A 19,446-nucleotide genomic window follows, 5' to 3' on the forward strand; every position below is an offset into this window, starting at 1 on the left:
ATGAACATGATTAGACAAGATGAATACCGTCCATCCTATCACTTTTCACCGAAAAGCGGATGGCTGAATGATCCGAACGGAATGGTTTATTTCGAAGGACGTTATCATTTGTTTTATCAGCATCACCCATTTGGCACAACATGGGGACCTATGCATTGGGGGCATGCTGTCAGCACTGATTTGGTGACCTGGGAGGAGCAGCCGATTGCTTTGGAGCCAGATGAGCAAGGGATGATTTTTTCGGGAAGTGCCGTGGTGGATGAGCAGGATACATCTGGACTTTTTGGAGGTAAACCGGGTTTGGTTGCTATTTTCACTCATCATGGTTCGCTTCCGGACACGGATCAGATACGGCAGTCCCAGAGTCTTGCCTACAGTACCGATTCAGGTAAGAGTTGGATTAAATACACAGGCAACCCGGTGTTGGAGGATGAGCATTGCATTGATTTTCGGGACCCCAAAGTATTTTGGCATAAGCCTACAGAGCAGTGGGTGATGGTGCTGGCTTGTGGTCAGACGGTTCGAATCTATCATTCTCCTAATTTGAAGGAATGGGCCTTTGCTAGTGAATTTGGGCATGGTATAGGTAGCCATGACGCAGTGTGGGAATGCCCAGATTTATTTCCACTTTATGTTGATGGAGAGCCAACACGGGTGAAGTGGATCATGCTCGTAAGTATTGGCGATACTCCAGAGATTCGAGAAGGGTCTAGAACACAATATTTTACAGGTGAATTTGATGGGACGACATTTGTGGCGGATAAGGATAGCGAACAGGTCCGCTGGCTCGACCATGGCAGAGATAACTACGCAGGTGTGTGCTGGTCAAATATCCCGGTGGAGGACGGACGGCGCCTGTTTATTGGGTGGATGAGTAACTGGAGATATGCCAACCTGACACCGACTGAACGCTGGAGAGGGGCCATGTCCATTCCGAGAGAACTCGCGCTGGAAACGAGAAACGGCAAAGTTGCAATTATTCAGCGTCCTGTTCGGGAGTTGGAAGGATTGAGGACTCCTGTGCTATCCCTGAAAGAGCCGTCGTTGGCTGAAATTCAGACCGCATTTTCGGCCTTGCAGCTGGACTGCTATGAACTTGTGGCTGAATTTGCGACCGATAGAGACTTCGGTTTCAAAGTGCGGGTATCAGACGAACAGGAGACGCTCGTCGGCTATGCTTCCAAAACACAGGAAGTATATGTGGACCGGACACGGTCAGGCTGTTCAGATTTTCATGAGGACTTTGCAGGGAGACATGCTGTCACACTGGAAACGGCAGAAAACCGATTGGACATTCATATGTATGTGGATCGTTCGTCCATTGAAGTGTTTTTTAACCACGGGCAGGTGGTGATTACCGATTTAATATTTCCTGATGCAGAATCTAAGGGTCTTGATATATTCACAGCGGAAGAGCAGGTGACGTTATTTTCGCTGGAGCTTTATGCTTTGGAGGGTTGGCTGTGAGGCGGGAGTTCCCGACCACTCGAACGAATCTGACGGACTGGAAGATTAAAGGGAAGGGGCACATAGAAGATAACATTCAGGGACTTTTGCTGAGGGCGGAGCCGCAGGAAAATGTGATGGCTATGTCTGGAACAACGTCTCAGGATTTTACTTTTGAGGCGGATGTGATGGTCACAGACACACAGGCGGCTGTTGCGCTAGTATTCCGTTCCAGTGAGGACGGGTGGTCTTCCTATATGCTCCAGATCGTGCCGACTACCGGATTGTTGCGGCTGCGGGATGCTGCCGGGGATATTGGAAAACTGAAAGAGGAACGTCGGGTCAATTTAAAAAAAGGAGATATTTATCATCTTAAGGTGAGCGTAGAGGGCTCCCGTCTTAAAGTGTTCTGGGATGAGGGATACAACCCGATTATAGATGTAGTCGATACGACTTATACATCAGGATATTTGGGGCTGAATGTCTGGAATGGATCGGCATTATTTCAGAATATTCAAGTCAGTGATATGGATACGAATGTAAGCGAACCGCTCCTGATCCGTGGGAAATGGCAACCTGACCTGCGGAGGCTAAGGGCGGAGGGTGTAAGTACAGAGGGTGCATTGCAAATATATGGCCCCGCAGCTGCTGACCTGGTGCTGGAAGGCAGTGTGACGCTGAATCCTTCTGAACCGGGAATGGAAGCAGGACTATTTTTTAGAGGGAGTCAGGATGGGGAGAATGGATATGTTGCTTCTGTGCAAGGCGAAGGCAATCTGGTTCGCGTACAACTGAAGAAGGCGGACGGAACGTTGATGACAAGGTCGGCGCAGACATATCCGGGTGGGTTCAGCGGCAAACACCACTTGGAAATCATCGCTCATGGAGAGCGGATTCAGGTGTTTGTAGATGGCTATACGCCTGCGGCAATTGATATTGTGGATAGCAGCAATACCGACGGATTTACAGGCTTGAAAGTGACCGGGGGAATCGCTTATTTTCAGGATTTCTACCTTACGCCTGTCTCGAATTACTACACAGAAAAATACCGCCCGCATTATCATTATTCCCCTGCCAGAGGTTCAGCCAGCGATCCGAACGGATTGGTTTATTTCGAGGGGGAGTATCACCTGTTCCATCAGGATGGTGGACAATGGGCACATGCGGTCAGTCTGAATTTGCTGGATTGGAAAAGGCTTCCGTTTGCATTGAAGTGGAATGATCTTGGTCATATCTGGTCCGGCTCGGCTGTAGCCGATCTAACCAATACTTCCGGCTTGTTCGGCGACTATGGCGGGAAAGGGCTGATTGCTTATTATACTTCCTTTAATCCCGATCAGCCCAAGGGAAACCAGAGAATCGGCCTTGCTTACAGCACAGACCGAGGACGGACATGGCGATATCCGACAGACCGTCCAATTGTAATAGAGAACCCAGGCCAAAGTGAAAACGATCCTGGCAATTGGGATTTCCGTGATCCTAAAGTAGTGTGGGATGAAGCTTATCAGCGCTGGATTATGGTCGTGTCGGGAGGCGATCATATCCGTTTTTTTACCTCCACCAACCTAATAGACTGGCGCTGGACGGATAACTTTGGCTATGGTGATTATATACGTGGTGGAGTATGGGAATGCCCGGATCTATTTCGACTTCCGGTAGATGATGGAAGAACTTCTAAATGGGTGCTGATGATTAGCACTGGAGCCAGTACGAACACTCAAGGCTCGGATGCGGAATATTTTATCGGTGAACTGATGCCTGATGGCAAATTTCAAAATGATCATTCACCGGGGAAAGTGTTGAAAACCGATTGGGGCAAAGAATTCTACGCCTCGATGTCCTTCTCCAATGTACCCGACGGGCGGCGTATCATGTTGGCATGGATGACGAATTGGGACTATCCGTTCAGCTTTCCGACTTCTCCCTGGAAGGGACAGTTTAGCATCCCAAGAGAGTTATCGCTAAAAACAACCCGTGAAGGCATTCGTTTGATACAGCATCCGATATCTGAGCTGGCTTTACTGCGTTCCCGTTTATTTTCGATAGAAAATCAAAGTGTCACGGAATCTTCTCCGAATATACTGGAAGGATTGAATGCAGGTGCCTATGAGATTGAAGCGGAGTTCGAACTGCCTTCTGTTGGGGCTGCCTCGACATTCGGGCTTTACGTGCGAGATGGCGGTGAGCAAAGAACGGCAGTCGGCTATGCAACAGACGCACAACAAATGTTTGTAAATCGTGCTGATTCAGGGCTTACTGATTTCTCCAGTCTGTTTTCAACACTTCATAAAGCATCACTTGCACCTATCGGAAATCGAATCCAAATGCGCATAATTGTGGACGAATCCTCGGTTGAGGTGTTTGGGAATGATGGAGAAGTCGTCTTTTCGGAAATTATTTTGCCCGATTCGGCGCGAAGAGGAATGAGCTTTTACAGCCAGGGTGGTGTGGTCAAAGTTGTTTCCCTCCATGTTTATGCCTTGCGGAACAGCTGGAGAGTACCAGATGCTTCGTCCACCAGAGTGATCATGGATCACACTTATGTGGAGCTTGCGAGGGAGCAGACGAAGCGCCTGTACGCGAGTGTGGAGAAGGAGTCTGGAGAAAAAGGAAACTCGCTGATGTGGGTCTCCAACCATCCTGAGATTGTAAAGATCACTGCGTCCGAGGACGGTAGTGCGCTAATGGAGGCGGTTGCCCCAGGAGAAGCTGTTGTTACGGCCTCCAATTCGGAGGATAAGGTCCGCGGCAGTACCTTGGTTAAGGTGCACGGCGGAGTGTTTCATACCAACCTTACAGGTTGGAAGCCGGATGTTTCCGCATCGCGGTGGATCGTGACAACGGACGGGATACGAGGAAGCTATAGCAGCGATGCGAATTATATGGCTGCTGAGCAGGCGGAAGATTTTACGTATGAGGCTGATATGAAGCTGTATGGAAATGGAAGTGCTGGGTCCATGATTTTCCGCGCTAATGCTGATGGATCGAGTGGCTATTATCTGAATTTGGACCCCAATCTGAAATCCATCCGTCTGTTCTACAAAAAAGACGGCCGTTTCGAGGATCAGCAGGTACTTGCCAAGGTTCCAAGATTCGTTTTGCCGGAAATGTTTCATCATATTAAAATCGTGGCGGAGGGCCTGCACATTCGCATTGATGTAGACGGTGAGCAGGTCATCGACCTGGAAGAGGGTACGTTTACCAAGGGACATATGGGTGTGAATGTATTTGGAGGGCAGGCGTTTTACCAACATGTAAGGATCGAGCCAATTTGAATTTGTTATTTCAGAAGGAGAGCCGTCTTAACGGACTCTCTTTTTTTGCGTTTTAGTGTCATTGAGAATATGAAATGTAACCGCGCACATGTAAAGGTTGTGATATTTTACCTGACGTAAAATTTGACACATATGTGAAAAGAGGATAAATGCCAGAGATTTTATGGAGAAGTGAATTGACTGTATTTGTCCCTGTCTCTAAGATGTAATTATATTCCAGAAAAAAACAGAGGTTTGTGTAAGGGAATATAACGTAGAGAGGAGGGAATGAATGGACTCTTTGGCTGATCTCTCGGAAACCCCCTTAGCATTAGAAACACTCAGGCGACATCCCTGTTATAACGAAGAGGCACATCGCTATTTTGCGCGCATACATCTTCCAGTAGCCCCGGTATGCAATATTCAGTGCCATTATTGCAACCGCAAATTCGATTGCGTCAATGAAAGCCGTCCCGGCGTTGTTAGTGAACTGCTCACGCCGGAGCAGGCGGCGAGCAAGACCTATGGCGTAGCGGCACAGCTCATGCAGCTGTCCGTTGTCGGCATTGCGGGACCTGGAGATCCGCTGGCCAATGCGGAGGCGACCTTCGATACCTTCCGCCGGGTTCGTGAGACAGTTAAGGATGTCATATTCTGTCTCAGCACGAATGGCCTTACCTTGATCAGGCATATCGACAGGATTGTAGAGCTGGGCATTTCGCATGTCACGATCACGATCAATGCTGTAGATCCAGTGGTGGGGAGCCGCATTTATGGATGGGTCTACGATGAAGGAAAACGCTATGCAGGGGAGGAGGCCGCACGGCTGTTGATTGACCGCCAGCTGGCAGGCTTGAAGATGCTAGCTTCGAGAGGCGTATTGTGCAAGGTGAACTCGGTGCTAATTCCCGAAGTCAATGATGCCCATCTACCGGAGGTAGCCAGGGTGGTCAAGGAGCATGGCGCGGTGCTGCACAATATTATGCCGCTCATCATCGCACCCGGTAGTCGGTATGAGCAGGCAGGGATGCAGGCCCCCCGTCCCCGTTTGGTCCGGCAGCTGCAGGAGCAATGTGCTGAAGCGGGGGCTGTCATTATGCGCCACTGCCGTCAGTGCAGGGCGGATGCAATTGGTCTGCTGGGCGAGGACCGTAATCAGGATTTTACATGGGAGAACATAGCGGCTGCTCCTCCCATGGATGAAGGGGCAAGGGCACAATTTCAGAAAGAACTGGATGAGAAGGTGAGAGTGAGAATGGAACGCAAGGAGGGACGATCACACCACAAACAACCGTCAACCGGGGCTGGTTGTAGCTGCCCGTTATCTGGGGATAAGCCTGAAGCGAGCTTTACCTCAAAGCCAGTCCTAATCGCTGTGGCTAGTCGTGGTGGAGGGAAGGTGAATCAGCATTTCGGTCGTGCCAAGGAATTTATGATCTATGAAAGTGACGGGACCATCGTAAATTTCATAGGCATTCGTAAGGTGCAATCCTATTGTCACGGGAAAGCCGATTGCAATGGAGATAAGGCCGAGACGATCAAGGAGATCCTTAACATGGTACATGATTGTGCATTGCTGCTGTCGTCCGGCATAGGCGAAGCCCCCAAAGAGGCATTGCAGGAAGCGGGCGTGCTGCCTATTGTGTGCGGCGGGGATATTGAGGAGTCCGTTCTGGAATATGTAAAATTTCTGCGTTATATGTATCCTGTACAAAGCAGTAAGGGAAGTAAGCATTCACCCATTGAACATTTTGGAGGCTGAGAAAATATGAGACAAATTGCGTTTTACGGTAAGGGCGGTATCGGCAAATCGACAACCTCGCAGAATACACTGGCTCAACTCGCGACCAAATTCAAACAAAAAATTATGATCGTAGGCTGTGATCCCAAGGCAGACTCCACCCGTCTTATTCTGAATACGAAGGCCCAACAGACTGTGCTGCATCTGGCGGCTGAAAGGGGTACGGTGGAGGACTTGGAACTAGAGGATGTTGTCCAGAAGGGCTTCGGTGATATTCTGAACGTGGAATGCGGCGGGCCAGAGCCCGGTGTCGGCTGTGCAGGACGCGGTATCATCACAGCCATTAATTTTCTGGAGGAAGAGGGGGCCTACGAAGGGCTGGATTTCGTATCCTACGATGTACTGGGGGACGTCGTGTGCGGGGGGTTCGCCATGCCGATCCGGGAGAAGAAGGCGCAGGAAATCTACATCGTATGCTCAGGCGAGATGATGGCTATGTACGCTGCCAACAATATTGCGCGCGGGATCTTGAAGTATGCCAACAGCGGCGGGGTGCGTTTGGGTGGCTTAATCTGCAACAGCCGGAATACGGACCTGGAAGCGGAATTGATCACAGAGCTTGCAAGAAGACTGAACACGCAGATGATCCACTTTTTGCCGCGTGACAATGTTGTGCAGCACGCTGAACTGCGCCGTATGACCGTTACCCAATATAACCCGGAACATAAGCAGGCTGCGGAGTATGAAGAGCTGGCAGGTAAGATTTTGAATAACGATATGCTGACGGTTCCCACGCCCATTTCCATGGAAGATCTGGAGGATCTGTTAATGGAATTCGGCATTATTGAGGATGAAGAAACCGCAATTAACAAAGCTGAGGCGTCCGGGCAGTAGGCTGCAGCCAGAAGGCTTAATGACGGAACCATCGTGTGATGATGGGAGGAGCTGAACGCGCAGCTCGCAGGAGGGAGGAATAGGCCAAATGAGCAGTATTGTGGATAAGGGTAAGCAGATCGTAGAGGAGATACTGGAGGTATATCCCAAGAAGGCCAAGAAGGATCGGACCAAGCATTTTGAGATCGCGGATGAGGAGCTTGTGAACTGCGGAACCTGTTCCATCAAGTCCAACATGAAATCACGGCCCGGCGTCATGACAGCAAGGGGCTGTGCTTATGCAGGCTCAAAGGGTGTGGTATGGGGCCCGATTAAAGACATGGTGCACATTAGCCATGGTCCCATCGGCTGCGGACAATATAGTTGGGGTACCCGACGCAATTATGCGAATGGGATATTGGGAATCGATAATTTTACCGCCATGCAGATTACAAGCAATTTTCAGGAAAAGGATATCGTGTTCGGCGGAGATAAGAAGTTGGAGGTGATCTGCAGGGAAATTAAGGAGATGTTCCCGTTGGCCAAAGGCATCTCCGTACAATCTGAATGTCCGGTCGGATTGATTGGTGATGATATCGGGGCCGTGGCCAAGAAGATGACAGAGGAGCTGGGCATTCCGGTCATTCCTGTACGCTGTGAGGGCTTTCGCGGGGTGAGTCAGTCTCTGGGCCATCACATTGCCAATGATGCTATCCGCGATTTTCTAATGGGGCGCCGAGAACTGAAGGAGTGCGGGCCTTATGATGTCTCCATTATCGGGGACTACAATATCGGCGGTGATGCCTGGGCCTCACGCATTTTGCTGGAGGAAATGGGACTGCGGGTCATAGCGCAGTGGTCGGGTGACGGTACGATCAATGAGCTGGGGATTGCGCATAAATCCAAGCTCAACCTGATCCATTGTCATCGTTCCATGAATTATATGTGCACAACGATGGAGCAGGAATACGGAATTCCCTGGATGGAATATAACTTCTTCGGCCCGACCAAGACGATGGAGAGCCTCAGAGCGATTGCTGCCCGCTTCGACGAGACGATTCAGGAAAAATGTGAGCAGGTCATCGCCCAATATATGCCGCAGATGGAGGCGGTCATCCGTAAATACCGCCCACGTCTGGAAGGTAAAAAGGTGATGCTTCTGATTGGCGGGTTGCGGGCAAGGCATACCATCGGTGCCTATGAGGATCTGGGTATGGAAATTGTGGCTACAGGCTATGAATTTGCCCATAAAGATGATTACGAAAAGACGTTTCCCGATGTAAAAGAAGGCACCATTCTGTACGATGATCCAACTGCCTATGAGCTGGAGGAACTGGCCCAGCGGCTGAATATTGACTTAATGGGCGCCGGAGTCAAGGAGAAATACGTGTACCACAAAATGGGCATTCCCTTCCGTCAAATGCACTCCTGGGATTACAGCGGGCCTTATCATGGTTTTGACGGCTTCAAGATTTTTGCACGTGATATGGATATGACCATAAACAGTCCAGTATGGAGCCTGCTGCCGTCCCGGCAGACTGCGGAGGTGCCGGTATGAGCGAGCGTCCGAATATTGTCGATCACAATCAGCTGTTTCGGCAGGATAAATATGTACGCCAGCGTGAAGAAAAACGAGCCTTCGAGGCCCCATGTTCGCCGGAGGAGGTTACCGACACCCTGGAGTACACCAAGACCAAGGAATACAAAGACAAGAATTTTGCCCGTACAGCCGTAGTCGTGAATCCGGCCAAGGCTTGTCAGCCACTGGGAGCGGTTATGGCTGCACTGGGCTTTGAAAAAACGCTCCCGTTCATTCATGGCTCACAGGGCTGTACGGCTTATTTTCGCAGTCATCTTGCCCGCCACTTCAAAGAGCCTGTTCCTGCCGTCTCCACCTCGATGACCGAGGATGCCGCCGTATTTGGCGGCATGCGCAACCTCATTGACGGTATAGAGAACTGCATTGCCTTGTATCAGCCGGAGATGATTGCGGTTTGCACGACCTGTATGGCAGAGGTGATCGGGGATGATCTGTCCGCCTTCCTGGCCAATGCCCGTCAGGAGGGAGCCCTTCCTGAGGATATGCCGGTTCCTTTTGCTAATACCCCCAGCTTCTCTGGTTCACATATTACAGGCTATGACGCCATGCTGCGCTCTGTACTGGAGACGCTGTATAACAAGTCAGGCCGGACGGCGCAGCCTGGTCATGAATTGAAGCTGAATGTACTGCTCGGGTTTGACGGGTATACGGGCAATTTTGCGGAAATGCGGCGCATACTGGAAATGTTCGGTGTACCGTATACCATTCTGGGTGACCACAGCAGTAATTTTGATTCAGGGGCTACTGGAGAGTACAGCTACTATTACGGGGGAACGCCGCTTGAGGATGTGCCCAAGGCCGCAGATGCTACCGGCACGTTGGCGATCCAACAGTACTCTCTTCGTAAAACATTAGGCTATATGAAGCAAACCTGGGGGCAGCAGGTGTTCTCCATCTCCACACCGCTGGGCATCCGGGCTACAGATCGCTTACTTGAAGAGATCAGTCGTCTATCAGGAAGAGAGATTCCCGAGGCATTGAAGCAAGAGCGCGCCCGAATTGTGGATGCCATGATGGATTCGCATGCTTATCTGCACGGCAAACGAGTGGCTATGGCGGGAGACCCGGACATGCTCATCGGCCTGATTGGCTTTTGTCTGGAGCTGGGCATGGAGCCGGTGCATATTGTTTGCTCCAATGGGGACCGAAAATTTGAGAAGGAAGCAGAGCTTCTGCTGAAGTCCAGGCCTTACGGTGCAGAAGCCACGGTTCATTCCGGTCAGGATTTGTGGCATATGCGTTCGCTGCTGTTCCAGGACCCGGTGGATCTGGCTATTGGCAGTTCCCATCTGAAGTTTGCAGCGAAAGAGGCGAAAATTCCTTTACTCCGTGTGGGCTTTCCGATCTTCGACAGGCATCATCTGCATCGTTATCCGATTATCGGCTACCAGGGTGCGCTGAATCTGCTTACCCAATTCGTGAATACCGTACTGGATGTCATGGAAGAGCAGGCCCCGGACCATAGCTTTGATCTGGTGCGCTAATTGCTGTACCGCGTAGATGGAAGTTGGCAGCTTGGGCTTGTGATTTCAATGGATTCTATCTGAAATAAGGGGGTGTGCGGATGGAGCCGGCTGTGTCTAATGGAAGGCTGGAGGTATCCTGCGGCAACAAAATTTCCAAAAGCACGCCCTGTCCCCGGCCTGTGCCGGGGGAGGCTTCGGGTGGCTGCTCCTTTGACGGGGCCCAGATTACACTGATCCCCATTGCTGATGCGGCTCATCTGGTGCACGGGCCGATTGCCTGTCTCGGCAATAGCTGGGAGAGCAGAGGAAGCTTGTCCAGCGGCCCGGAGCTGTCGGCGTATGGCTTCACTACGGATCTTGGAGAACAGGACATCATTTTTGGTAGTGAACAGAAGCTGCATGAATCGATTCGCTACATTGTCAGCCGTTTTGCTCCTCCCGCTGTATTTGTCTATACAACATGTGTCACAGCCCTCACTGGTGAAGATATCGAGGGGGTCTGCAAGGCTGAATCGGAACGGCTGGGTACGCCGATCATTCCGGTGAACAGTCCGGGATTTGTGGGCAGTAAGAATCTCGGGACCCGGCTGGCCGGAGATGTATTGTTCCAGCATATTATCGGCAGTACCGAGCCGGAACAGACAACCTCCCATGATATCAATCTCATTGGGGAATACAATATTGCGGGCGAGATGTGGCATATCGAGCGGCTGATGCAGCAGACGGGAATGACTATCCTGTCCCGAATTACCGGGGACGGTCGGTTCCGTGAGGTGGGATGGGCGCATCGTGCCAAGGCCAACATGGTCGTATGCAGCCGAGCTTTGCTGGGCCTAGCAGTCCAAATGGAGCGTAAATACGGCATTCCTTATTTTGAAGGTTCATTTTATGGAGCGAAGGAGACGAGTTATTCCTTGCGGCAGATGGCTTACCTGACCGGAGATCGGGATGTAGAGCGACGGGTGGATAAGCTGGCCGCACGGGAGGAAATGAGGCTATCGCTGGAGCTGGAGCCCTACCGCAAGCAGTTGAAAGGAAAGCGGGCAGTGCTCTATACCGGGGGCGTAAAGAGCTGGTCTGTCATTACGGCTTTGCAGGAGCTGGGCATTAAGGTGGTTGGTGTAGGCACGAACAAGAGCACAGCCGAGGATGTATCCCGGATTGCTGACCGTATCGGAGATGATGCGGAATACATCCCGGAAGGCGGTGCCCGGCAGATTCTCAAGACCGTACGGAGCCGCAAGGCAGACATGGTCATTGCCGGGGGCCGGAACATGTATATGGCACTTAAGGAACAGATTCCTTTTGTGGACATCAATCAGGAGCGGCACAAAGCCTATGCGGGCTATGACGGGCTGTTGTCTCTGGCGAAACAGCTTGTGCATACGCTGCAGCATCCGGTATGGGAGCTGACCGCCAAATTGGCTCCATGGGAGGAGGAGACGGAATTTGCCGATTAAATCCGCCACGAAGCCTGTCAGTGTCAACCCGCTCAAGGTAGGACAGCCTTTGGGCGGCGTACTGGCTCTGCAGGGGATGTATCGCTCAATGCCTTTGCTGCACGGCGCTCAGGGCTGCTCGGCCTTCTCCAAGGCACTGCTAACTCGCCATTTTCGAGAGCCGATTGCCGTTCAAACCTCTGCGCTGCAAGAGATGGACGTTATATTTGACGCAGACCGGAATCTGGAAGAGGCGCTGGATCATATCTGGTCCAAGCACCATCCAGATGTTATCGGCGTTATCAGCACGGCCCTCACCGAGGTGGCAGGCGTTGATTTTCAGTCCAGGGTAAAGGCGTTCAAGCGAGAACGGGCCTTGAAAGACAGTTTGCTGTTTTCTGTATCGCTGCCTGATTTTCACGGCTCTCTGGAGACGGGCTACAGTAGTACAGTAGAGTCGCTAATGGATGCCGTACTCGGGTTGGCCGGAGGCAAGTCCCCCAAAAAACAGCGCCGGACGCAGGTCAATCTGCTGCCGGCTTCTTATCTGACTGCCGGAGATGTCATGGAAATCAAGGATATTATCGCTTCCTTCGGCCTGGAGGTTATTACGCTCCCCGATATTTCCACTTCCTTGTCCGGTCACCTGCTGACAGGCTTTTCCCCTTTGACGAGAGGGGGGACTCCGCTGGATTCAGCCTGCCAGATGCTGGAGTCTTCCTGCACGATTGCCATTGGCGCGAGCATGGAGCGTCCGGCGCGCAGGCTGACTCATGCTGCAGGCATTCCCTACCACTTGTTCGCTGGTCTGTCTGGTTTGGCCGCGAGCGATGCGTTCATACATTTTCTGCAGAAAATCAGCCGCGAGCCAGCCCCCGTTCGCTTTCGCTGGCAGCGTGAAAATCTGTTGGACAGCATGCTGGATGCCCATTTCTATTATTCCGGTGCTTCGGCTGTAGTGGCGCTAGAACCGGATCATATGCTGTCGACCGCAGCCTGGCTGGAGGAGATGGGAGTGGAACTGAAGCGGCTAATTACACCCTGCAGCACGCCCGCACTGCAAAAGACAGAACGGGAAGTCTGGGTCGGTGATCTGGATGATGCAGAGGAGAGCGCGCAGGACGTTGATTTGTGGATCAGCAATTCACATGGAAGAAAGGGAGCGGCACGGGCCGGGGCCTCGTTCGTACCGGCAGGCTTGCCGGTGTATGACGAGCTGGGCGCCCACACATCCGTAAGCGTCGGATACCGTGGAACCATGGAGTGGGTGAATAAGGTGGGCAATGTATTGCTTGCCAAGAGGGGGAGGGGAGGATGAAGGTTGCATTTGCGACGGAAGACGGTGTGCTTGTGAATGCTCATTTTGGGCAGAGTCCCATGTTCACTGTATTTGAAATCCGGCACTCAGGCGTCCAGTTCCTGGAGCATCGGCGGATAGCCCTGGGGGGCGATGAGAATGAGGCGGGTAAGATCGCCAGCCGAATTGGCCTGATTGAGGATTGTGCCCTGATCTTCCTAGTACAGATCGGCGCTTCAGCTGCCGCACAGGTTACCAAGCGGACCATTATGCCTGTGAAGGTGGCCTTCGGTAGCACCATTGAGGAGCAGGTCCAGCGTCTCCAGAATATGCTGGCTCGCAATCCGCCCATGTGGCTTGCCAAAATCCTGCATGCTGAGGAGGGCAGCGGCAAAGCCGAATCATGAGCTCTCCTGTAAGGAAGAGCAACCCTATAAGTTATCAAGATCCTGCGGACCGAATATCTTAAAGGCGGGAGCCGCACATGGAGGGGGTGGACGAATGGTACAACTGCTGGAAAACAGTAGATACGGACGCCAGCTAAAACTGCTGGGAGTGGAAGGTCAGAACAGGCTAAAGCAGGCTACTGTTATGGTTGCAGGCATCGGAGGATTGGGAGGGACAGCGGCCATGTACCTGGCCGCTGCCGGAGTGGGAAAGCTGATATTGGCCCATGAGGGTATAATCCATCTGCCCGATATGAACCGGCAGGTGCTGATGGACAGCGGACGAATCGGGGAGGAACGGATGGAGACGGCATTACAGCATTTGCATCGTATCAATCCGGAGACGGAGCTTGAGGGCCACGCCGACAAAATCACAGAAGAATCCTCTGGACCATGGGTAGAAGCAGCCGATATTGTGATTGATGCACGTTATGACTTTCCGGAAAGATATGCGCTGAACAGACTATGTGTTCGACATGGCAGACCGATGATAGAAGCGGCCATGTACGCCTATGAAGTATCATTGATGACCATTGATCCCGGTAAGACGGCATGCCTGGAATGTCTGTACCCGGAAGGCGGACAGCCTTGGGAACCTCTGGGATTCCCGGTCCTGGGAGCCACCTCCGGCTTGATTGGCTGCATGGCTGCACTGGAAGCGGTCAAATGGATTACAGATGCGGGTAATCTGTTCACTGACCGCATGTACCGTATGAATGTGCTGGATATGAGCAGCTGCACCATAGCGGTCAAGCGCAACCCACGCTGTCCGTGTTGCGGAACGGGAGGGGATACAGATGAGTCAGTTGCATATTTGTGATACGACACTTCGTGACGGAGAACAGGCTCCGGGCGTTGCCTTTTCGGCCGAGGAGAAAACTAAAATTGCCATCATGCTGGACTCGGCGGGGGTGGAGCAGGCTGAGATCGGAATTCCGGCAATGGGAAAGGCGGAGTGCAGATCTATTGCCAGAATTGCTGCTCTTGGACTTCAGATGAAGCTAATGACCTGGAATCGCGCGGTGTTCACAGATATTGATGCAGCTGAATCGACAGGTGTCGGCTGGGCCCATATTTCGGTTCCCGTGTCGACGGTGCAGATGAAGGCCAAGCTGGGTATGAATCCTGAGCAGGTGACGGAACTGATCCGCAAGTCTGTCGATTACGGTCAGTGTAAAGGATTGACTGTTTCCGTAGGCTTTGAGGATGCTTCAAGGGCAGATGACCTGTTCCTTGAGCAGTTGGCGAATCAGCTCTACAGAGATGGTATCCGGCGCTTCAGATATGCCGACACGCTGTCCGTTCATCATCCTGCTGCCATAGCTGCCCGTATAGACAGGTTTGTATCGCGCGTGCCGCAGGATGTGGAGCTTGAGATTCACTGTCATAATGATTATGGCCTGGCGCTTGCCAATACTTTGGCAGCTTTGCGGGCGGGAGCTGTTTGGGCCAGTACCACGGTGTCGGGACTTGGAGAAAGGGCAGGTAATACGGCGCTGGAAGAGGTGGTGATGTCGTGGAGGGACCTATATCAAGGAACCTGCAGTGTCCGTCCCGAACTGCTGAACCCGCTGGCTGCACTGGTGTCCCAAGCCTCCAACCGAATCATTCCCGAAGGCAAGCCAATTGTGGGAGACATGGTATTCGCCCATGAATCTGGCATACATATCAACGGTCTGCTAAAGGAGCGCGCGGCCTATCAGGCCCTTGATCCGACCGAGCTGGGCACTGACCATTCGTTCGTACTCGGTAAGCATTCGGGCAGAAGTGCAGTACAATATATGCTGGAGCAGGAAGGAATCGCGGCAGGCTCCGGTGAAATCAACTTCCTGCTGGAGCGGCTTCGCCTAGTCGGTGAAGATCCCAAGCGTGTCATCCATAGCGCAGATTTAAGGCGCTGGCTACAGTATTATCCGGCAGAGCTGCCAAAATAACCGAAAAGGCGTTCCCGTCCGGTAAGTGTGACCGTGACTGGAACGCTTTCTTGTATATCTTTTAATTTCACAACCGGAGTCTCCAATTTGCTGGTTAAACGAAGCCGTTCAGAAGGGTATAATAAAATATAGTGCTGTATAAAGTGCGTATATATGGTTTTACAGCAGGAAGGTTCGAATCTTATAACCATTACACGCTGATCTGGAAGAACGGCTATGGGCAATTGGAGGAATGCTTGTGGGGATGATGTTCTCTTTTCTAAAAAAATATCGGGTTCCAGCCATCGCGGCACTCGTGATGATGTTGCTGGAATTGACGGTAGAGCTATCGCAGCCATATCTGATCTCCAAAATCATTGATGAGGGCATCCGGCAGCAGGATTTGTCTGTCGTCTGGTTATGGGGCAGTGTACTGGTTGGGAGTGCCGTTATCGCCTTTATGGCGGGTATATCCAGCTCTTTTTTTGCTTCACATGCAAGTCAGGGCTTCGGCTATGATTTGCGGGAAAAGCTGTACCGTAAAGTGCAATCCTTTTCGTATCCTGTGTTTAAACGTTTTGCCACTTCGTCGCTAATTACGCGCCTGACCGGAGATGTCACGCAAGTACAAGATACGGTGTTTATGAGCCTGCGGTTTATGACAAGGGTTCCGCTTGTAGTCATCGGCAGTATTGTGATGGCACTGGTTGTACATTTCAGGCTTGGACTATTATTGGCGGTTATGGCCCCGGTGCTGTTCGTGTTTGTGTTGGTGATGATGCGGCGAACGGTCACTTTGTTTAAGGGGGTCCAGCGTCGCCTAGATGACGTTAACGGAGTGATTCAGGAGAATCTGACAGGTATCCGTCTCATCCGGGTTTTTGTGCGGATGCGGCATGAAATCGAACGTTTTGCCCATTACGGAGGCGAATTGATGAAAGGGACGGTATCCGCTCTACGCTGGACAGAAACGACGATGCCGTTCATTTTGTTTACGATGAATGCAGGGATTATTGCAGTACTTTGGTTCGGACGCGGCCAAATTTCCACTGGGGATGCGAGTGTAGGACAGGTGGTCGCAGTCGTCAATTATTCACTGCGGACGATTGGAGCCTTGTCTGCCTTATCAGGTATTGTTGTTGTGTTTTCCCGGGCCACTGCCTCTACGGGGCGGATTCGAGAGGTATTGGAAACATCTAATGAAGATAGGCAAGGGCTGGAGCCTGTTTCAACACATCATACACGGATTGAGGGACAGGTGGAAATGGACCGGGTGAGCTTTCATTATCCGGGCAGTGATCTGGCTGTCCTAAAGGATATATCTTTTAAGGCGCAATCGGGCGAGCGGATAGCTATTATGGGGGCCACTGGCTCGGGAAAATCCTCACTTGTGCAGTTGATTACGCGTCTCTATGAAGAGGATGAAGGTCATGTGCGCTTTGACGGAAAGGACGCCCGTGAACTGGATGCGTCCATATTGCGAGAGGCCATTGGCTATGTCCCTCAGGAGGTACTGCTATTCACCGGCTCGATTCGGGATAATATTGCTTGGGGGCTGGAGAATGCCAGCCTGGAGCAAATTAAGGAAGCCGCACGCATGGCGCAAATTCATAATATGATTGTACGCTTGCCGCAAGGCTATGACACGATGCTCGGGCAGCGTGGCGTCAATCTGTCTGGCGGACAGAAACAGCGACTTTCGATTGCCCGCGCACTGGTACGCCAGCCGGCAGTGCTGATTTTGGACGACAGCACAAGTGCATTGGATGTAGGGACAGAAGCAGCATTACTCAATGCACTCGATGGCCTGTCCTGTACGACATTTCTCATTACGCAGAAAATCAGCTCGACCGCATCGGCAGATCAGATTTTACTGCTGGATGAGGGTCGTCTGATGGCAAGCGGAAGCCATAAGCATCTCATGGATAGCTCGGATCTGTATCGACGTATCTATGAATCACAATATGGAAAGGAGGAGTCGCATGTTCAAGGAACTCATTGAACCGTTCCGTCAGCCTACACCGCCGTCCGGTGTGCTGCGAAATCCGGCGGGAGCTGAAGAACGCCGCAAGGCCAAAGCGAAAAACTGGTCCGGCACCTTAGGACGGATATGGGCTTATCTGGCTCGCCGTAAGGCCAAGCTGATGCTGGTACTGTTCATGGTACTGCTCAGTTCCGGGCTGGCTCTGCTGGGTCCATATCTGGTCGGCGTAGCGGTGGATGATTTTCTCGAAGGTCCGGGGGGACGCACGTGGATTTATTTTCTCATCGGATTAGGAGCTGTATATCTGCTCAACTCACTAACCTCCTGGCTGCAAAATATCTGGATGATTGAGATTGCCCAAGAGACGGTGTACCGCATGCGTTTTGATCTGTTTTCACATTTGCATCGATTACCGATTCCTTTCTACGGCAAACGTCAGCAGGGCGAGATCATGAGCCGTCTGACCAATGATATCGAAAATGTCAGTTCTACGCTCAACAGCTCCGCCATTCAGATTTTTTCGAGCATATTGACGCTAATCGGTACACTCACGGTGATGCTGTGGTTAAGCCCGCTGATGACCCTGCTGACCTTTATCGTGGTGCCGCTGATGGCTACCGGGATGCGCTGGATTACACGTCGTACCGGGCCCTTATATAAGGAACGCCAGAAGAATTTGGGCGAACTGAACGGATACATCGAAGAAACGCTGTCTGGGCAGCAGATTATTAAAGCATTTTCGCAGGAGAAAAGAGTCATCCATGGATTTGGCGAGCGCAATGACCGTATTCGGCTGTCGGGCTTCTGGGCCCAAACGATTTCAGGCTTTATACCGAAGCTGATGAACGGACTGAATAATCTCAGCTTTGCTATTGTAGCAGGGATCGGTGGGATTTTGGCCATTCGCGGTTCCATCACTATAGGTACAATTATTGTATTCGTAGAATATGCCCGCCAGTTCACCAGACCGTTGAACGATTTGGCTAACCAGTGGAACACCCTGCTGTCTGCTATTGCCGGAGCTGAGCGTGTATTTGAAATATTGGATGAAGATGAAGAGTCCAAGGATGAACGCGGCGCAGTGGAGGTAGAGCATGTGGAGGGGAAGGTACGGTTTTCGGATGTTTCCTTCGGTTATGATGAGGGAAGCGCTACGCTGGAAGGTATCTCTTTTGAAGCCAAACCTGGTGAAATGATCGCGTTGGTTGGTCCGACCGGGGCAGGAAAAACGACACTAATTCAGCTTCTTTCCAGATTTTATAGCCCCGACAAGGGAACGATTACGCTGGACGGGCGCGATATCACCACCATACAGCGTGAAAGCTTGCGCTCCCGCATGGCATTTGTGCTACAGGACTCCTTCCTGTTTCAGGGGACGATTCGTGAAAATATCCGCTTTGGCAGACTGGACGCCACCGATGAGGAGGTTGAACAAGCATCGAAACTGGCCAATGCCCATTCCTTTATCATGCGGATGAAGGACGGATACGACAAGGTGCTGGAAGCGAACGGCAGCGGCATCAGTCAAGGGCAAAAACAGCTGCTAGCCATTGCCCGTGCTATTTTGGCCAACCCTTCCATTCTTGTACTCGACGAGGCAACCAGCAGCATCGACACCATTACCGAGATGAAGATACAAGAGGGACTGGAGCGGCTTATGCAGGGGCGAACAAGTTTCGTCATCGCGCATCGGCTGAATACCATTCGTCAGGCTGACCGGATTCTGGTCTTGAAGGATGGTCGTTTGGAGGAGCAGGGTTCTCATGATGAACTGCTGTCTCACAAAGGCTTTTACAGTGATTTATATTATGGTCAATTGAGTAAGCAAAGCTCTTAAGCCGGTTCGCGATTCACAGATTTATAGGCATACTTAAAAGGACTACCCTGGGGTAGCCTTTTTTAGTATGCCTTTTTACAGATACGTACTATTAAAGGTTTGCATGGGTATTTTTACAACATTAAATATACCCATACCCCGTATATGTAT

At 51.5% G+C, this 19,446-nt stretch carries 13 protein-coding genes; all 13 read left to right on the plus strand.

The annotated features are described in order from the left end of the window. A complete protein-coding gene (locus NSQ68_RS05140; protein WP_342428188.1) occupies positions 1 to 1,467 on the plus strand; it encodes a glycoside hydrolase family 32 protein in 1,467 nt (488 codons plus the stop codon). Beyond that, a complete protein-coding gene (locus NSQ68_RS05145) occupies positions 1,458 to 4,721 on the plus strand; it encodes a GH32 C-terminal domain-containing protein (protein ID WP_342428189.1) in 3,264 nt (1,087 codons plus the stop codon). The genes NSQ68_RS05140 and NSQ68_RS05145 overlap by 10 nt, the downstream gene beginning before the upstream one ends. Positions 4,722 to 4,992: 271 nt before the next feature. Beyond that, positions 4,993 to 6,462 carry a nitrogenase cofactor biosynthesis protein NifB gene (nifB, locus tag NSQ68_RS05150; RefSeq protein ID WP_342428190.1) on the plus strand — a complete coding sequence of 490 codons (1,470 nt, stop codon included), beginning with the start codon at positions 4,993 to 4,995 and terminating at the stop codon, positions 6,460 to 6,462. Positions 6,463 to 6,468: 6 nt separating this feature from the next. Beyond that, the gene (nifH, locus tag NSQ68_RS05155) at positions 6,469 to 7,335 is read left to right on the plus strand and encodes a nitrogenase iron protein (RefSeq protein ID WP_023987270.1); all 867 of its coding nucleotides are present in this window, start codon (positions 6,469 to 6,471) and stop codon (positions 7,333 to 7,335) included. Between the two features lie 88 nt (positions 7,336 to 7,423). Further along, complete coding sequence (nifD, locus tag NSQ68_RS05160) at positions 7,424 to 8,872, plus strand: nitrogenase molybdenum-iron protein alpha chain (protein WP_029516062.1); 1,449 nt, start codon at positions 7,424 to 7,426, stop codon at positions 8,870 to 8,872. After that, a complete protein-coding gene (nifK, locus tag NSQ68_RS05165) occupies positions 8,869 to 10,398 on the plus strand; it encodes a nitrogenase molybdenum-iron protein subunit beta (protein ID WP_342428191.1) in 1,530 nt (509 codons plus the stop codon). Before nifD ends, nifK begins: the two co-directional genes overlap by 4 nt. An 80-nt stretch (positions 10,399 to 10,478) precedes the next feature. Beyond that, the gene (nifE, locus tag NSQ68_RS05170; protein ID WP_342428192.1) at positions 10,479 to 11,840 is read left to right on the plus strand and encodes a nitrogenase iron-molybdenum cofactor biosynthesis protein NifE; all 1,362 of its coding nucleotides are present in this window, start codon (positions 10,479 to 10,481) and stop codon (positions 11,838 to 11,840) included. Continuing rightward, the gene (nifN, locus tag NSQ68_RS05175; RefSeq protein ID WP_342428193.1) at positions 11,830 to 13,137 is read left to right on the plus strand and encodes a nitrogenase iron-molybdenum cofactor biosynthesis protein NifN; all 1,308 of its coding nucleotides are present in this window, start codon (positions 11,830 to 11,832) and stop codon (positions 13,135 to 13,137) included. Before nifE ends, nifN begins: the two co-directional genes overlap by 11 nt. Further along, a complete protein-coding gene (locus tag NSQ68_RS05180; protein WP_341071736.1) occupies positions 13,134 to 13,523 on the plus strand; it encodes a NifB/NifX family molybdenum-iron cluster-binding protein in 390 nt (129 codons plus the stop codon). Before nifN ends, NSQ68_RS05180 begins: the two co-directional genes overlap by 4 nt. A 94-nt stretch (positions 13,524 to 13,617) precedes the next feature. Further along, complete coding sequence (locus NSQ68_RS05185) at positions 13,618 to 14,382, plus strand: HesA/MoeB/ThiF family protein (RefSeq protein ID WP_341071737.1); 765 nt, start codon at positions 13,618 to 13,620, stop codon at positions 14,380 to 14,382. Continuing rightward, positions 14,360 to 15,496 (plus strand): homocysteine methyltransferase, encoded by a 1,137-nt coding sequence (locus NSQ68_RS05190; RefSeq protein ID WP_342428194.1) that lies wholly within the window; start codon positions 14,360 to 14,362, stop codon positions 15,494 to 15,496. The genes NSQ68_RS05185 and NSQ68_RS05190 overlap by 23 nt, the downstream gene beginning before the upstream one ends. 244 nt (positions 15,497 to 15,740) lie before the next feature. Then, positions 15,741 to 17,477, plus strand: coding sequence for an ABC transporter ATP-binding protein (locus NSQ68_RS05195; RefSeq protein ID WP_342429074.1), 1,737 nt, complete (start codon positions 15,741 to 15,743; stop codon positions 17,475 to 17,477). Further along, on the plus strand, positions 17,458 to 19,296 hold the full coding sequence (locus tag NSQ68_RS05200) for an ABC transporter ATP-binding protein (protein ID WP_342428195.1): 1,839 nt from the start codon (positions 17,458 to 17,460) through the stop codon (positions 19,294 to 19,296). Before NSQ68_RS05195 ends, NSQ68_RS05200 begins: the two co-directional genes overlap by 20 nt. Positions 19,297 to 19,446: the final 150 nt, after the last annotated feature.

Source organism: Paenibacillus sp. FSL L8-0158 (genome assembly GCF_038592965.1).
In the GTDB taxonomy this organism is placed as follows: Bacteria; Bacillota; Bacilli; order Paenibacillales; family Paenibacillaceae; genus Paenibacillus; species Paenibacillus polymyxa_D.

What these genes read in the sequence shown, in the direction of transcription:
- nifK (WP_342428191.1), top strand. Translation starts at nt 8,869, where the DNA reads ATGAGCGAGCGTCCGAATATTGTCGATCACAATCAGCTGTTTCGGCAG.
- NSQ68_RS05185 (WP_341071737.1), top strand. Translation starts at nt 13,618, where the DNA reads ATGGTACAACTGCTGGAAAACAGTAGATACGGACGCCAGCTAAAACTG.
- nifD (WP_029516062.1), top strand. Translation starts at nt 7,424, where the DNA reads ATGAGCAGTATTGTGGATAAGGGTAAGCAGATCGTAGAGGAGATACTG.
- nifH (WP_023987270.1), top strand. Translation starts at nt 6,469, where the DNA reads ATGAGACAAATTGCGTTTTACGGTAAGGGCGGTATCGGCAAATCGACA.
- nifE (WP_342428192.1), top strand. Translation starts at nt 10,479, where the DNA reads ATGGAGCCGGCTGTGTCTAATGGAAGGCTGGAGGTATCCTGCGGCAAC.
- NSQ68_RS05190 (WP_342428194.1), top strand. Translation starts at nt 14,360, where the DNA reads ATGAGTCAGTTGCATATTTGTGATACGACACTTCGTGACGGAGAACAG.
- NSQ68_RS05140 (WP_342428188.1), top strand. Translation starts at nt 1, where the DNA reads ATGAACATGATTAGACAAGATGAATACCGTCCATCCTATCACTTTTCA.
- NSQ68_RS05195 (WP_342429074.1), top strand. Translation starts at nt 15,741, where the DNA reads ATGATGTTCTCTTTTCTAAAAAAATATCGGGTTCCAGCCATCGCGGCA.
- NSQ68_RS05180 (WP_341071736.1), top strand. Translation starts at nt 13,134, where the DNA reads ATGAAGGTTGCATTTGCGACGGAAGACGGTGTGCTTGTGAATGCTCAT.
- NSQ68_RS05200 (WP_342428195.1), top strand. Translation starts at nt 17,458, where the DNA reads ATGTTCAAGGAACTCATTGAACCGTTCCGTCAGCCTACACCGCCGTCC.
- nifB (WP_342428190.1), top strand. Translation starts at nt 4,993, where the DNA reads ATGGACTCTTTGGCTGATCTCTCGGAAACCCCCTTAGCATTAGAAACA.